This is a genomic window from Massilia sp. FBCC-B171 (assembly GCF_059134155.1).
The window spans coordinates 2207395-2222073 of the sequence record NZ_CP101443.1; the positions used below are offsets into that span (position 1 = coordinate 2207395).

General features: G+C 65.0%; 9 protein-coding genes. 4 read left to right on the forward strand and 5 right to left on the reverse strand.

Translation table 11 applies throughout. From position 1 onward, the window contains the following. Nucleotides 1–70 precede the first annotated feature (70 nt). Entirely contained in the window at nucleotides 71–697 is a 627-nt protein-coding gene (locus tag NMB41_RS10110; protein WP_494382320.1) for a glutathione S-transferase family protein, read from the forward strand. A 303-nt stretch (nucleotides 698–1000) separates the two neighbouring features. Here NMB41_RS10110 and NMB41_RS10115 read toward each other — a convergent pair whose 3' ends face one another. Next, nucleotides 1001–1864, reverse strand: coding sequence for a CheR family methyltransferase (locus NMB41_RS10115; RefSeq protein ID WP_494382321.1), 864 nt, complete (start codon nucleotides 1862–1864; stop codon nucleotides 1001–1003). Then, nucleotides 1852–6768 (reverse strand): hybrid sensor histidine kinase/response regulator, encoded by a 4917-nt coding sequence (locus tag NMB41_RS10120; protein WP_494382322.1) that lies wholly within the window; start codon nucleotides 6766–6768, stop codon nucleotides 1852–1854. Before NMB41_RS10120 ends, NMB41_RS10115 begins: the two co-directional genes overlap by 13 nt. A 378-nt stretch (nucleotides 6769–7146) precedes the next feature. On the opposite strand from NMB41_RS10120, the gene NMB41_RS10125 reads away from it, so the two are divergent. Further along, nucleotides 7147–7878 (forward strand): helix-turn-helix transcriptional regulator, encoded by a 732-nt coding sequence (locus NMB41_RS10125; protein WP_494382323.1) that lies wholly within the window; start codon nucleotides 7147–7149, stop codon nucleotides 7876–7878. Here the strand turns inward: NMB41_RS10125 and NMB41_RS10130 are convergent. Beyond that, entirely contained in the window at nucleotides 7853–8062 is a 210-nt protein-coding gene (locus tag NMB41_RS10130; RefSeq protein WP_494382819.1) for a helix-turn-helix domain-containing protein, read from the reverse strand. The genes NMB41_RS10125 and NMB41_RS10130 overlap by 26 nt on opposite strands. Nucleotides 8063–8272: 210 nt before the next feature. On the opposite strand from NMB41_RS10130, the gene NMB41_RS10135 reads away from it, so the two are divergent. Beyond that, nucleotides 8273–8887: an acyl-homoserine-lactone synthase gene (locus tag NMB41_RS10135; protein ID WP_494382324.1), complete on the forward strand. Its 615-nt coding sequence runs from the start codon at nucleotides 8273–8275 to the stop codon at nucleotides 8885–8887. A 29-nt stretch (nucleotides 8888–8916) separates the two neighbouring features. Here the strand turns inward: NMB41_RS10135 and NMB41_RS10140 are convergent, their stop codons facing one another. Further along, on the reverse strand, nucleotides 8917–9459 hold the full coding sequence (locus NMB41_RS10140) for a GNAT family N-acetyltransferase (RefSeq protein WP_494382325.1): 543 nt from the start codon (nucleotides 9457–9459) through the stop codon (nucleotides 8917–8919). Beyond that, nucleotides 9456–11495 carry a prolyl oligopeptidase family serine peptidase gene (locus NMB41_RS10145; RefSeq protein ID WP_494382326.1) on the reverse strand — a complete coding sequence of 680 codons (2040 nt, stop codon included), beginning with the start codon at nucleotides 11493–11495 and terminating at the stop codon, nucleotides 9456–9458. The genes NMB41_RS10140 and NMB41_RS10145 overlap by 4 nt, the downstream gene beginning before the upstream one ends. An 88-nt stretch (nucleotides 11496–11583) precedes the next feature. Between NMB41_RS10145 and NMB41_RS10150 the strand changes: the two genes are divergently transcribed. Further along, the gene (locus NMB41_RS10150) at nucleotides 11584–14628 is read left to right on the forward strand and encodes a CHASE domain-containing protein (RefSeq protein WP_494382327.1); all 3045 of its coding nucleotides are present in this window, start codon (nucleotides 11584–11586) and stop codon (nucleotides 14626–14628) included. Nucleotides 14629–14679 lie beyond the last annotated feature (51 nt).

Sequence of the window (14679 nt, forward strand, 5' to 3'; positions counted from 1 at the left end):
CAGCCGTGCCGGGGCGTTTGCGGCTATGATTGTGCGCGGCAGGACAAGACCAATACCATCAAGGAGACCTATGAAACTGTATATCAGCAGCCACGCGCCGAACCCGCGCCGGGTGAGCATGTTCATGCTCGAAAAGGGCATCGGCGGCATCGAGACCGAGATGATCGACCTGATGGCGGGCGAACACCGCAGCGAACGCTTCCTGGCCAAGAATCCGCTCGGGCGCGTGCCCGCGCTCGAATTCGACGACGGCCGCGTGCTGAGCGAAACGCGCGCCATCTGCACCTATCTGGAAGGGCTGTATCCGGAGACGAACCTGATGGGCGTCGATTTCGAGGAGCGCGCCTTCATCGAGATGGCCGACCGCCGCATGGAGCTGCACCTGCTGCTGGAAACGGCCAGCAGCGCGCGCCACACGCACCCGGCGCTGGCGGTGCTCGAGCAACCCCAGTTCAAGGACTTCGGCGCCGCCCAGTTCGACAAGATGCGCACCACCGCGCGCTGGCTCGACCAGCTGCTGGCGCGCCAGGAATACGTCGCCGGCGAGCGTTTTACCATTGCCGACATCACCGCCTTCTGCGCCCTCGAATTCGGCCGCGGCCTGCTGCGCTTCCGGCCAAGCGACGAGGGCATGGCCAACCTGCAGGCCTGGCGCGACCGCATTGCCGCGCGCCCGAGCGCCATCGGGTCGAAGTAGGGAAACCGGGGCGGGTTTAATCGTACCGACGGCTCGTCGCGGAACAATCGCCGACGGTATTAAAAGGACGTAGGGTGGGCAGCTCCACCACTGAACGCCGGGCAGTGGCAGGGTACGCGCTGCCCACGCGGTGATCGTTGGCGGCAAGATCATCCGGCACGATAAAGTAGCCGCTAACTATCGACGCGTGGGCGGGAGACCGCGGGGCCGCCGAGGCCCACCCTACGGGTAGGCCAGAACCGTTACGTGCGACACATCCAGCGCCAATAAAAAAGGGCGGCAAGGCCGCCCTTCACACAAACATCATCCCACACGCCGGTACCAGGGCCGCTCACCCCCCAGCGCCTGGTAAGCCGCCGCATGCGCGTCCCCCGGCGCCAGCTCCCGGTCGATCCCCAGCACGCCGAAGCGCGACAGGCTCTCGTGGAACAGGCGCAGCACGCGCTGGCGCAGCATCGGGCCGAAGTCCTGCAGGGCGCGGCAGCAGATGATGGCCTGGAACTCGTTGAACGAGGCGTCCGTCACCAGGTTGTGGCCAGCCCAGGTAATGCGTGCGCGCAGGCGCGGCAACAGCACCGCACGGCCCTCGCGCACGTCGAAATAGTCGGCCAGGCGTCCCGTGCCGCCGCCGAGGAGGTAATTCTCCTGCAGCGCGGACAGCGCGCCGGCGTCGATATCGGCTTCGCGTACGTCGGCCAGCAATTCGTCGTTGGCCATCGTGGCGAAAATCTCGGTGCGTGCGAGCAGGCCTTCCTCGTGCAGCAGGATCGCCAGCGTCCAGGCTTCGCCGATACCGGCGCATTCAGCCAGCCAGACTTTCGGCACGGCCGCCGGCCGCAGCGACTTTCCCAGCACTTCGCGTGCCTCCCTTGCCCGCACCGGATCGTCGAACAGCGCGGCCGGCGCCACCGCGAGCGCGCGCAGCACGGCGGACGCCGCGCCCGCTTCGTGCAGCACGCGCTCCTGCAGCGCGGAGACCGTTTTCAGTTCGCGCGCGGCCATTACGCCAAGGAGCTTCTTGCGCACCAGCGCGCGGTCGTAGTCGCGGAAATCGTAGCCGTGGCGCTGGGTCAAGGCTTCCAGCAGCAGTTCGATTTCCAGTTCCTCGACCGCGAGCGAAGGTTGGGCCAACTGAGCAAAGGCGGCGAAGGCGGTCAATGCAGCCACACCCGCATCAGCGACAGCAGCTGCGCCACATCGACCGGCTTGGTGATGTAGTCGGAAGCGCCGGCGGCGATGCACTTGTCGCGGTCGCCCTTCATCGCTTTCGCGGTCAGGGTGATGATCGGCAGCGACTTGAACTTCGGAATACGGCGAATCGCACGCATCGTGTCGTAGCCATCCATCTCCGGCATCATGATGTCCATCAGGACGATCTCGATGGTCGGATCCTTCTCCAGTACCTCGATGCCGTCACGGCCGTTCTCTGCGAACAGCACTTGCATCTGCTGGCGCTCCAGCAAGGACGAGAGGGCGAAAATGTTGCGCAGGTCATCGTCGACGATCAGCACTTTGCGGCCCGCCAGGCCGCCGTCGGCCGCGTGGATCTCTTCCAGCATGCGGCGCTGCAGTTCAGGCAGCGAAGCGTGCGAGCGGTGCAGGAAGAGCGCGGTTTCGTCCAGCAGGCGCTCGGGCGAACGGGCGTCCTTGATGACGATGGTCTTGGCATACTTCTTCAGCTTCGTCACTTCCTTGCGCGACAGTTCCTGCGCCGTGTAGATCACGATCGGCAGGTCGCGCAGGGCCGGCGTCTTGCCGATCTGGTCGAGCAGGTCGAAGCCCGAGATGTCCGGCAGGGTCAGGTCGAGCACCATGCAGTCGAAGTGCTGGGCTTCCAGCGCCTCCATCGCGGCCTGGCCCGTCTCCACCGTCACCATGTTCAGGTCGCTGTCGCCGATCAGGTTGACGATCAGCTCGCGCTGGGCCATGTCGTCTTCCACCACCAGCAGCGAACGCTTGCCGCCGACCAGGAATTTCTGGATGCGGTTGAATTCCTCGTCCAGCACCTCGCGCTCCACCGGCTTGTTGATGAACGAGATCGCACCCTGGCGCAGCGCACGCTCGCGCTCGCGCAGTGCCGAGACCACGTGCACCGGGATGTGGCGGGTGCTCGGATCGCGTTTCAGGCGGTCCAGCACCGTGAAGCCGTCGATGTCGGGCAGGTCGATGTCGAGCAGGATCGCCGACGGCAGGTAATCGCGGGCGAGCGACAGGGCCGAGTCGCCGCGGTGGGTGACGATGCCCTTGAAGTTCTTCTCGCGCGCCAGTTCCAGCACGGTCTTGGCGAAGCGGTCGTCGTCTTCCACGATCAGCACCGACGGGTCGCCCGGGGCGATCAGGCCGCGGTCGTCCAGCATCGAGGCGTATTCGACCAGGTTGCTGTTGGTCGGCGCCTGTACTTCGATGGTCGCCACGCCGCTTTCTTCGACTTGCGCGGCCGTGTAGATCACCGGTGCGGCAACCGGGGCTGCGCTCGGTGCATTCAAACGCGCTGGTTGCGGCTGGCGCGTCGCTTCATAGTTGATGAAGCCGGCGCGGTTGTACGGCAGGTAGAGCGTGAAGGTAGACCCGACGTTGACGGTCGACTCGACGCGAATCTCGCCGCCCAGCAGGCGCGCCAGTTCGCGCGAAATCGACAGGCCCAGGCCCGTGCCGCCGTATTTGCGGGCGGTCGAGCCGTCGGCCTGCTGGAAGGCTTCGAAGATCAGCTGCAGCTTGTCCGACGGGATGCCGACGCCGCTGTCGCTGACCGAGAAGGCGAGCACCGCGTCCGCATGCAGCAGGTGCGGGTGGTCGGCCGTCCAGCCGCTGGTGACCAGGCTGATATTCAGCGCAACCTGGCCGTGGCTGGTGAACTTGAACGCGTTCGAGAGCAGGTTCTTGAGAACCTGCTGCAGGCGCGTGGTATCGGTCATCACCGCGGTCGGCAGGTTTTCCGCCAGGTCGACCTGGAAGCCGAGGTGCTTGGCTTCGGCCATGTGGCGGAAGGTGCGGTCCACGTAGTTGCGCAGGTTGGCGAAGCGGTATTCCGAAACGTCCAGCGTGACGGTGCCGGACTCGATCTTCGACAAGTCGAGAATGTCGTTAATCAGGGTCAGCAAGTCGGAACCGGAGCCGTGGATGGTCTTCGCGAATTCGACCTGCTTGCCCGACAGGTTGCCTTCCGGGTTATCGGAGAGCTGCTGCGCCAGGATCAGGAGCGAATTCAGAGGTGTCCGCAATTCGTGCGACATATTCGCCAGGAACTCGGACTTGTACTTCGAGGACAGCGCCAGCTGGGTCGCCTTTTCTTCCAGCGCCAGCTTGGCCTGCTCCACCTCGCGGTTCTTGCGTTCCACCTCGATGTTCTGCTCGGACAGCAGCCGCGCCTTTTCGGCCAGTTCCTGGTTGGTCTGCTGCAGTTCCTGGGCGAGGGACTGCGACTGGGTCAGCAGCGACTCGGTACGGCTGTTCGCCTCGATGGTGTTCAAGACGACGCCGATCGATTCCATCAGCTGGTCGAGGAAGGAGAGGTGGGTTTCGGTGAAGCGGTCGAGCGAGGCGATCTCGATGACGGCCTTGACCTGCTGTTCGAACAGGATCGGCAGCACGACGATGTTGTTCGGCGGCGCCGAACCCAGGCCAGAGGAGACGACGATGTAATCGCGCGGCACGTCGGTCAGCCAGATGCGGGTTTTTTCAAGCGCGCACTGTCCGACCAGGCCTTCGCCCGGCGAGAATGAGGTCGGCAGCTTGCGGCTGGAACGGTAGCCGTAGGATGCGATCATCCGCAGGCGCGCATCGGCTTCCTGCGAGTCCATCATGTAGAACACGCCGTGGTGGGCCGAGACCAGCGGAGCCAGTTCCGACAGGATCAGCTTGGTCACCGCGCCCAAATCGCGCTGGCCCTGCAGGAGTCGCGTGAAGCGGGCAAGGTTGGTCTTGAGCCAATCCTGCTGCGCGTTCTTCTGCGTGGTTTCCTTCAGGTTGCGGATCATCTCGTTGATGTTGTCCTTCAGGTAGGACACCTCGCCGCGCGCTTCGACCTGAATCGAACGCGACAAGTCACCACGGGTCACGGCGGTTGCCACCTCACCAATCGCGCGCATCTGGTTGGTCAGGTTGGCCGCCAGCTGGTTGACGTTCTCGGTCAAGTCTTTCCAGGTACCGGCGACACCGGACACGTTTGCCTGGCCGCCCAGCTTACCTTCCGTACCCACCTCGCGGGCGACGCGGGTCACCTCGGATGCGAACGAGGACAACTGGTCGACCATGACGTTGATCGTGTCTTTCAGCTCGAGAATCTCGCCCTTCACGTCCACCGTAATCTTCTTGGACAAGTCACCACGCGCCACTGCCGTCGTCACCGCCGCAATGTTACGCACCTGGCCCGTCAAGTTCGACGCCATGAAGTTCACGTTATCGGTCAAGTCCTTCCAGGTGCCGCCCACGCCCGGCACATAGGCCTGGCCGCCCAGCTTACCCTCGGTACCGACCTCACGGGCGACGCGCGTCACCTCGGATGCGAACGAGGACAACTGGTCGACCATGACGTTAATCGTGTTCTTCAGTTCGAGAATCTCGCCCTTCACGTCGACCGTAATCTTTTTCGAGAGGTCGCCGTTCGCCACCGCGGTCGTCACGTCCGCAATGTTACGCACCTGGCCCGTCAGGTTACCCGCCATCGAGTTCACGCCGTCGGTCAAGTCTTTCCAGGTACCTGCAACGCCCGGCACGTTCGCCTGGCCACCCAGGCGGCCCTCGGTACCGACTTCCCGTGCCACGCGCGTCACCTCGGATGCGAAGGAGTTCAGCTGGTCGACCATGACGTTGATGGTGTTCTTCAGCTCGAGAATCTCGCCCTTCACGTCCACTGTAATTTTCTTGGACAAGTCACCGTTTGCCACGGCGGTGGTCACGTCCGCAATGTTACGCACCTGGCCCGTCAGGTTACCCGCCATCGAGTTCACCGAGTCGGTCAAGTCTTTCCAGGTGCCTGCGACACCCTTCACCTGCGCCTGGCCGCCCAGCTTGCCCTCGGTACCGACTTCGCGCGCCACGCGCGTCACTTCGGAGGAGAACGAGGACAACTGGTCGACCATGACGTTAATCGTGTTCTTCAGTTCGAGAATCTCGCCCTTCACGTCGACCGTAATCTTTTTCGAGAGGTCGCCGTTCGCCACCGCGGTCGTCACCGTCGCAATGTTACGCACCTGGCCCGTCAGGTTCGAGGCCATGAAGTTCACGTTATCGGTCAAGTCTTTCCAGGTACCGCCCACGCCCGGCACGTAAGCCTGGCCGCCCAGCTTTCCTTCGGTACCGACCTCGCGCGCCACGCGCGTCACTTCGGATGCGAAGGAGCGCAGCTGGTCCACCATGACGTTGATGGTGTCTTTCAGCTGCAGGATCTCGCCGCGCACGTCGACCGTAATTTTCTTCGACAAGTCGCCGTTTGCCACGGCGGTCGTCACTTCCGCGATGTTACGCACCTGGGAGGTAAGGTTACCCGCCATCGAGTTGACCGAGTCGGTCAAGTCTTTCCAGGTACCCGCGACGCCCTTCACCTGCGCCTGGCCGCCCAGCTTGCCCTCGGTACCGACCTCGCGCGCCACGCGCGTGACTTCGGAGGAGAAGGAGGAAAGCTGTTCCACCATCGTGTTCGCGGTCGTTGCCGCGCGCAGGTACTGGCCCTTGAGCGGGTGGCCGTCGACTTCCAGCGCCATCGTCTGCGACAGGTCGCCCTTTGCCACGGCGCCGATGACGCGCGCCATTTCAGTGGTCGGGCGCACCAAGTCGTCGATCAGGGTGTTGACCGAGCTGATGATGGTGCTCCAGCCGCCCACCACGCCCGGCACATCGGCGCGTTGGGTCAGGTGGCCTTCGCGGCCGACCACGCGCGACACTTCTGTGACGGCTTCGACCATCTTCGATTTGGTCTCGATGATGTCGTTCAGGGTGTCGGCGATCTTGCCCGACACCCCAGTCCAGTCAGAAGGCATGCGTACCGAAAAGTCACCCTTTTTCAGGGCCATCAGCGTTGCGAGCAGGAGCTTGACGTCCAGCTGTTCGGCCATGTCGGTTATTGTGTTCATCGACGTGTAATCCTTGTCTTGGAAAATGGGTAGGGCGTAGTTATCGTCGCGTTGGCTGGACGGCTCACGCGCGTAGGAAACTGTAAAAAGGCAATAACTGGGAATACGAAACGATACTCTTGTGCGAGATCAAGTCAAGCTCGACGGCGAGAATAAATCTTGCTTACAAGAATGTTAAATCGCCAGCGGTGGAGGGTAGCGGAAAAATTATTTCCGCAGCGCACGGTTGCATCGGTGAGTCTTGGTTGGCGTTGCGTAAATACTACAAAATTAGATGAACAAACCTGCATCAGAATTGCTAGAATTGCTAGATCGCATGCTTTCTGTACAGCATGCACGCTGCATATTGAGGTCATTCCTACCAGGCGGGCGAGCGTTATGATCGAAACTGCACAGCTAGTGCAGCTACTGGAATCGAAAGATGCCACTTCGTGGCGTCAGGCGCTGTTCGACCTGTCGCATTCGCTCGGCCTCGATCAGGTGATGTATGCCGTGGTGCATTCGCGACACGCCCAGTACGAAAACGCTTTCGTACAGACCAATTACTCCGACGCGTGGCGCGAGCGCTACGACGCCGAAAAGTTCGCCTATGTCGATCCGACTGTCGGCCATTGCCTGATCAGTAACTTGCCCATCGTCTGGCAGCCCGAGGCGTTCGGCAACGAGCGCGGGCGCGCCCTCTACGAGGAGGCCTGCGGTTTCGGCATGCGCACCGGCGTCACGTTGCCGATCCACGGCCCGGGCGGCGAGGTTGGGTTGCTGAGCCTGGCGTCGGACGCCGCGCCTGGGGAGGAATTTTCACGCGAGATTGCGCAGAAGATGGGTTGCCTGACGCTGATCCGCGACTATGCGTTTGCGTCGTCGCTGCCGTTTTCACACCAGGAAGGCCATGGGGTGCCGCGCCTGACCAAGCGCGAGCTGGAGGTGCTCAACTGGGTCATGGCGGGCAAGTCGTCGTGGGAAATCTCGATGATCAACCGCTGCTCTGAAGCCACGGTCAATTTCCACCTCGCTAACGTGCGTCAAAAATTCAACGTCAACACACGTCAGCAGGCGGTGGTCAAGGCGATCGCACTGGGCTTGCTTAACCCTGAAGATCGCCATCGTTAAGTTTGCCGTTGACATAAAGCTTCAACAGGATCGCCACCGGGGCCGGAATCGCCAGCCCCGTCTCAAACCGGCTGCCGCTCGATTGCGTCACGCCGAATCGCCCCCAGAATTTTTCCTGACTTTCACGCTTGCTGATGCGGAACTGACGCAGGTCCGCATGCGGCGCGCGCATGGGCATTGGCATTGCCGAGGGAATGCTCGGTCGGACAAGCATGGATTCGCTGATGAAATCGTTAGGCATGGCCAGTCTCCTTGGTGAACGGGGGAAAACTTAGTATTCCACCGAGTCACTTTCTAGCCACCTAGCAAACCTGCTAGTTACTTTCCTGCCCGGAATGCATGAATCTTATGCCTAACGCATATGTTCCTGCGTCAACAAAAAAGGGAGAACGACATGGCACTGCAAATCAATATCGCAGCACGGCGCGAGTTCCAGTCCCGGGATTTGCGGGAGATGCATACGCTTCGCGCAAAGGTGTTCCAGGGACGGCTCGGCTGGGAAGTGCCGGTCTTGTCGGGGATGGAGATCGACGGTTACGATGCGCTCGAACCGCACTACATGATGATGCGTGAGCCCGGCGAAGGCATGCTGCGCGGCTGCTGGCGCCTGCTGCCGACCGACGGCCCCTACATGCTGAAGGACTCCTTCCCGCAGCTGCTGCACGGTCAGCCCGCACCTTGCAACGAGCACATCTGGGAATTGTCGCGCTTTGCGATCGAGACCGGCGGCAGCGGCCAGTTCGGCTTCTCGGAAATCACGATGGAGTCGTTTGCGGCCATCACCCGCTACGGGTATGAGCACGGCATCGAGAAGTATGTGACGGTGACCACGACTTCGATCGAGCGCCTGCTGCGCCGTGCCGGCATCGTCACCGAGCGCCTCGGCCCGCCGCTGGTGATCGGGGTCGAGACGGCGGTGGCCTTGTATGTCGATATCGATGCGAGCTATCCGGCCGTGGTCCGGTATGGGGCCGGCAAGCAGCGGTCTTACAGCGGATTGCCGCAGTAAGAGCAGAAAGGCGAGGGTAGGGCCGGCGTTCAGCCGGCCAGCTCGAGCCGCATCTGTTGTTCCATCCGGCTTGACCCGGGCCGCTGCGGCTCGGGTTCGCCGATGTCGCGAAAGCCGGCGCGCTCGTAGAGGCGCCGGGCCGCCTCGTTACCGCAGACGACGCCCAACTGCATCGCGCGCGCACCGCGCCCGCGCGCCCAGTCCAGCGCCGCTTCCAGCAAGGCCGCGGCCACGCCCTGGCCGCGCGCTTCGGGCGCCACCCACACCTGGAACAGGTTGATGCGGGATGGATCGCCTGCATCGACCTTGGCCCAGGCCATGCCCACCGCCACCTCGCCAATGAATGCCGTCAAAGGCCGGTCGCGCCCCGAGTTCACGCCCAGGTTCAGCTGCCAGGCCCAGTCATTGTCGGTACGCGCCTCCACTTCGGCCAGCGTGGCGCAGAAGGCCTCCGGTGCGTCGGCCAGGGCCCGCAGGCGCAGCGCGCGGTACAGCGGCCATTCGTGCGCCGCGAGCATGCGTACCTGTACGGCGCCCGGGCGGCCCGGCTCTTCTATATAGACAGTGCTCATGCCAGCTGCTGCTGCAGGAAAGACCAGGTCAGCGCCCACATGCGCGCCTGCTGCGTGTTGTTGGCCGCGCCGGCATGGCCGCCTTCCATGTTTTCCCAATACAGGACCGCGTGGCCCTGCGCTTCCATCAGCGCCGCCATCTTGCGCGCGTGGCCGGGATGCACGCGGTCGTCGCGGGTCGAGGTGGTGAACAGCACCTTCGGATAGTGCTTGTCCTCGACCACGTTGTGGTAGGGCGAGTACTTGCCGATGGTGGCCCACTGCGCATCGATGTCCGGGTCGCCGTATTCGCCCATCCAGGAAGCGCCTGCCAGCAGCTTGTGGTAGCGCCGCATGTCCAGCAGCGGCACCTGGCACACCACCGCGTTGAACAGCTCGGGACGCTGGGTGAGGGCGGCGCCCACCAGCAGGCCGCCATTGCTGCCGCCCATGATGCCGAGGTGGCGCGGGCTCGTGACCTTGCGCGCAATGAGGTCCTCCGCCACCGCGAGGAAATCGTCGAAGGCCTTCTGGCGGTGCTCCTTGAGCGCCGCCTGGTGCCAGCGCGGGCCGAATTCGCCGCCGCCGCGGATATTCGCCAGTACATACACGCCGCCGCGCTCGAGCCAGCCCGCGCCGGTCATGCCGCTGTAAGCCGGCGTGAGCGACACCTCGAAGCCGCCATAGCCATACAGGACGGTCGGATTCCTGCCGTCCAAGGCCGCGTTGCGGTCCATGACGACGAAATACGGGACCAGCGTGCCGTCTTTCGATGTCGCCTCGAACTGGGACACGGTGTACGGTTGCGCGTCGAACCAGGCCGGCATGGCTTTCAGGCGCTCGCGTGCATCCAGGCCCGCGCGGCCGAGGTACATGGTGGTCGGGTTCAGGAAATCGGTCACGGTAAGAAAATAGTCGTCCGATTCGATTTCATCGAGCACGGCCACGCCGAGGGTGCCGATGCCGGGCGTGGCCACCGTGCGTTCGTGCCAGGCGCCATCCACGCGGCGCAGTTCGACCAGGCGGTGCTTCACCTTGTCCAGTACCGTCAGGAGCAGGGCGCTGCGGGTGACGGCCATGCCGTCCAGCGAGGTCGTTGGCGTCGGCGAAAACAGCGCCGTGAAATCGCGTTCGCCGCGCATGAAGCCGGCGAAATCGATGGCCAGCAGGCTGCCTTGCGGCCAGCTGCGGCCCTCCACGCGCCAGTCCGAGCGCAATTCGATCAGGAGCTGGTCGCGCACCACGAAGGCGTTCGCATCATCCGGTTTCTCGATCTTTCGCAGGCGGCTGCCCTCGCGCAGGAACAGTTCGCTGCTGTAAAAGCCGACCTGGCGCGTGACGAACTCGCGCTCGAAGCCGGGCGTCAGGTCCTTGCGCGCCGACGCCGACAGGTCGCTCGGCTCGGCTTCGAAGACCAGGCGCGCGTCGCCAAGGGGCGTGCCGCGCTGCCACTCTTTGACGATGCGCGGGTAGCCAGACGCCGTCATCGAGCCGGGCCCGAAATCGGTGGCGACGAACAGGGTGTCCTCATCGATCCAGGACACGCTGCCTTTCGATTCCGGCAGGCTGAAGCCGCCCGCCACGAAATCGCGCTGCGCCAGGTCGAATTCGCGCACCACGTCGGCGTCGCCCCCGCCGCGCGAAAGCGAGACCAGGCAGCGCCTGCCCTGCGGCTCGAGGAAGGTGGCGCCGGCCCAGACCCAGTTCTCGCCGTCGGCGAGCGCCAGCGCATCGAGGTCGAGCACGGTTTCCCAGTGCGGCGCCTCCTTGCGGTATTCAAGCATGGTAGTGCGGCGCCAGAGGCCGCGCTCGTGCTGCGCGTCGCGCCAGAAGTTGTACAGGTAGCCGCCGTGCTGGCGGACATACGGGATGCGCTCCTTCGCATCCAGGATGCCCTGCAGGCGAGCGCGCAAGGCCTCGTGGGCGGGACCGCCGAGGGCCTGTTCCGCGACCGCATTGTGAGCGCGCACCCAGGCCAGCGGCGCGTCGCCGCCGACGTCTTCCAGCCATGCATGCGGGTCGTCCAGCGCCGCCGATTCCATAACTGCCTTGTGCATTCGTCTTCCTTACAGCTGGGCGCCCCGTTGGCGACCCGATAGCGTATATTATCAACAATCTTTCATCACCCAAGGCTCGCAAACATCGATGGCCCTGTCGATCACCCGCAGCATAGGCGCAGCCGCCGGAGCGCGCGGCACCACGCGCGTGGTGCTGTGGGGTGCCGGCCTCTGGCTGGCGCTGCTGGTGGGAGCGATGCTGCACATGGCCGCCTCGCGCGCGGTCGAAGAAGAAGCGCGGCGCCGTTTCGAGAACCGGGCCCGCGCCACCCAGGAGCGCCTGGCCGGCGCCATCAAGTCCTATCTCGACGCCACGCGCGCGCTGGTGTCGCTGTTCGCGGCCGGCGACAGGCCGGTCACGCGGCTGCAATTTCACCGTTACGTCGGCGCCCTCGATTTGCGCCGCAACTACCCGGCGATCGACGCCGTGTCGTACGCCCAGGTCGTGAGCGACGCCGAGCGCGATGCCTTCGAGGCGCAGGTACGGCTCGATACCAGCGTCGATCCGAAGGGCTATCCGCATTTCAGGATCTTCCCGGCGGGCCGGCGCCCCAGCTACACGGTGCTGAACTACATCGAGCCGCCTGCCATGGCGGCCGGCAAGCTCGGCATGGACATCAGCGTGAATGCAGTGCCGGCCGCCGCCATGGCGCTGGCGCGCGACCGCGGCGGCATCAGCGCCTCGGGCCAGCCGGTGCTGGTGCAGGTGCCGACGCCGCATCTCGCACTGAATGTGCGCGCGCCGGTCTACCGCGGCGCACAGGCGCCGTCCACGGTGGCAGCGCGGCGCGCGGCCTATATCGGCGGCGTCGGCGTCTCGTTCTCGGTGCCGGCCCTGGTCGAGGGCGCGCTCGGCACGCAGGCGAACGATCCTGTTTCGCTGGCGCTGTTTGCCGCCGGTCCCGGCAAGGGCGGCGCGCCGCTGGCCATTGGCTCGAACGACCGCCTGCTGTATGGCGACGGCGCCGTGCGCACGCGCATGCTTGACGGCGTCGCCAGCTTCACGGCGGTGCTGCCCGTCGACTTCAGCGGCAGCCTGTGGAAGGCGCACTTTTCCGCACCCAGGAGCGCCATGTTCCTGCCCAGCGAAAGCCGCTTGCCGCTGCTGGCAATGGCGGTCGGTTTTGGCGCCACGCTGCTGGTCTACAGCCTGTTCCTGTCGCTCTACTGGTCGCGCCGCGGCGCCATCGAGCAGCGCACCCTGCTCGATACGGTGCTCGACAACCTCGACGCCTTCGTTTTCATGAAGGACCGCGACCGGCGCTTTCGCTACGTGAACGCGAAGATGGCGCTGGCGCTGGGCCAGGGGGCCGAGCGCATCGTGGGCCGCGTCGACCGCGAGGTCATGCCGCCGAACCTGGCCGACGCCGCCTGGGAGCGCGAGCGCGCCGTGTTCGACGGCACGCGCCGCGCCAGCCAGGTCGAGCTGCGCCTGCCCGGCGCCGCGCCGCGCCAGATGTGGGAAGTGACGGTGCCGCTGCGCCTGGATGGCGACGCCGGCAGCGTGCTGTGCGTGGCCACCGACGTCACCGAACTGCACCAGCTCAAAGCAGCGGCCGACGCCGCCAACCAGGCCAAGAGCGATTTTTTGTCCAACATGAGCCACGAGATCCGCACGCCGATGAACAGCATCATCGGCATGACCCACCTGGCGCTGAAATCGGCGCATGACCCGAAACTGCGCGATTACCTGGAAAAGATCTTCCACTCGGGCCAGCACCTGCTCGGCATCATCAACCACATCCTCGATTTTTCGAAGATCGAAGCAGGGCGCCTGGAACTGGAGCTGCTCGACTTCCGGTTCGACACCCTGATGCAGAACCTCGAGACCCAGCTCGGGGAAGCCGCCGAGGCGCGCGGCCTGCGCCTGGTCTTCGACATCGCGCCCGAACTTGCGCGGCCGCTGCGCGGCGACCCGCTGCGCCTGGAACAGGTGCTGCTCAATTTCGTGGGCAATGCGATCAAGTTTTCCGAGCATGGCGAGGTGACCGTGCGGGCGCGCGCGCTGCATGCGGCCGGCACCGACGTCCTGGTGCGCTTCGAGGTCGAGGACCGCGGCATCGGCATCGAAGCAGAGGCGCTGGCGCAGCTGTTCACGCCCTTCCACCAGGCCGATCCGTCGACAACGCGGCGCTACGGCGGCACGGGTCTCGGTCTCGTGATCAGCAAGCAGCTGGCCGAGCTGATGGGCGGCGAGGCTGGCGTCGAGAGCGAGCGCGGACGCGGCAGCATGTTCTGGTTCACGGCGCGCCTGGGGCAGGGCGGTGCGCCGGATGCGGGCCTGGCGCGCAAGGCGGCGCCCGCGCCGTCGAGCGGCGGGCAGCGCCTCGAGGGCGCCCTCATCCTGCTGGTCGAAGACAATGCCTTCAGCCAGCAGGTCGGACGCGAGCTGCTGGAAAGCGCCGGTGCGCAGGTGCTGGTCGCCGCCAATGGCAGCGAGGCCCTGGACCTGATGCGCGGCCGGCGTTTCGATTGCGTGCTGATGGACGTGCAGATGCCGGTCATGGACGGCTTCGAAGCCACGCGCCGCATCCGCGCCGATCCGGCGCTGCGCGACGCGGTGGTGATCGCGATGACGGCCAACGCAGGCCTGGAAGACCAGGCGCGCTGCATGGCGGCCGGCATGAACGGCTTCCTGACCAAGCCGGTGGCGCCCGAGCAGCTGGCGGCGGCCATCGCGCGCGCGATCGGGCGCGCCGCAGCCGGGCAATCGGGCTGGCAGGCCGACGCGCAGGACGCTGCCGTGGCGGCCGATTCCCCGGCAGCAGAGCGCTGTGCACCCCTGTTCGATACCGCCGTGCTGGCCGCCACCTTCGGCGACGACCCGGCCAAGATGCGCAAATTCGCCTTCATGTTCCTCGACAGCGCGCGCGACGGCCTGGGCGAAATCGACATTGCACTGGCGTCGAACGACCTGGCGCGCGCCGGCGCCGTCGCGCACCGCCTGAAATCGTCGGCGCGGGCCGTGGGCGCGCTGGCATTCGCCGATTTTTGCGACGCGCTCGAGCGCCAGGACGAGGGCGCGGACCCGGCCAAAGCAAAAGCTCTGGGGGCAAGTCTGCGCAGCATCTTTGCGCAGCTCGAACGCCAGGTGGCAGCGGAGCTTGGCGCGCGCGCCACGGATGGGCTCTGAGACGCCCTGCGCCTTTCGCCGCGCCCGCAAAAAGAGTATCCTGTTGCGCCT

What these genes read in the sequence shown, in the direction of transcription:
- NMB41_RS10110 (WP_494382320.1), top strand. Translation starts at nt 71, where the DNA reads ATGAAACTGTATATCAGCAGCCACGCGCCGAACCCGCGCCGGGTGAGC.
- NMB41_RS10120 (WP_494382322.1), bottom strand. Translation starts at nt 6,768, where the DNA reads ATGAACACAATAACCGACATGGCCGAACAGCTGGACGTCAAGCTCCTG.
- NMB41_RS10125 (WP_494382323.1), top strand. Translation starts at nt 7,147, where the DNA reads ATGATCGAAACTGCACAGCTAGTGCAGCTACTGGAATCGAAAGATGCC.
- NMB41_RS10130 (WP_494382819.1), bottom strand. Translation starts at nt 8,062, where the DNA reads ATGCCAATGCCCATGCGCGCGCCGCATGCGGACCTGCGTCAGTTCCGC.
- NMB41_RS10135 (WP_494382324.1), top strand. Translation starts at nt 8,273, where the DNA reads ATGGCACTGCAAATCAATATCGCAGCACGGCGCGAGTTCCAGTCCCGG.
- NMB41_RS10140 (WP_494382325.1), bottom strand. Translation starts at nt 9,459, where the DNA reads ATGAGCACTGTCTATATAGAAGAGCCGGGCCGCCCGGGCGCCGTACAG.
- NMB41_RS10145 (WP_494382326.1), bottom strand. Translation starts at nt 11,495, where the DNA reads ATGCACAAGGCAGTTATGGAATCGGCGGCGCTGGACGACCCGCATGCA.
- NMB41_RS10150 (WP_494382327.1), top strand. Translation starts at nt 11,584, where the DNA reads ATGGCCCTGTCGATCACCCGCAGCATAGGCGCAGCCGCCGGAGCGCGC.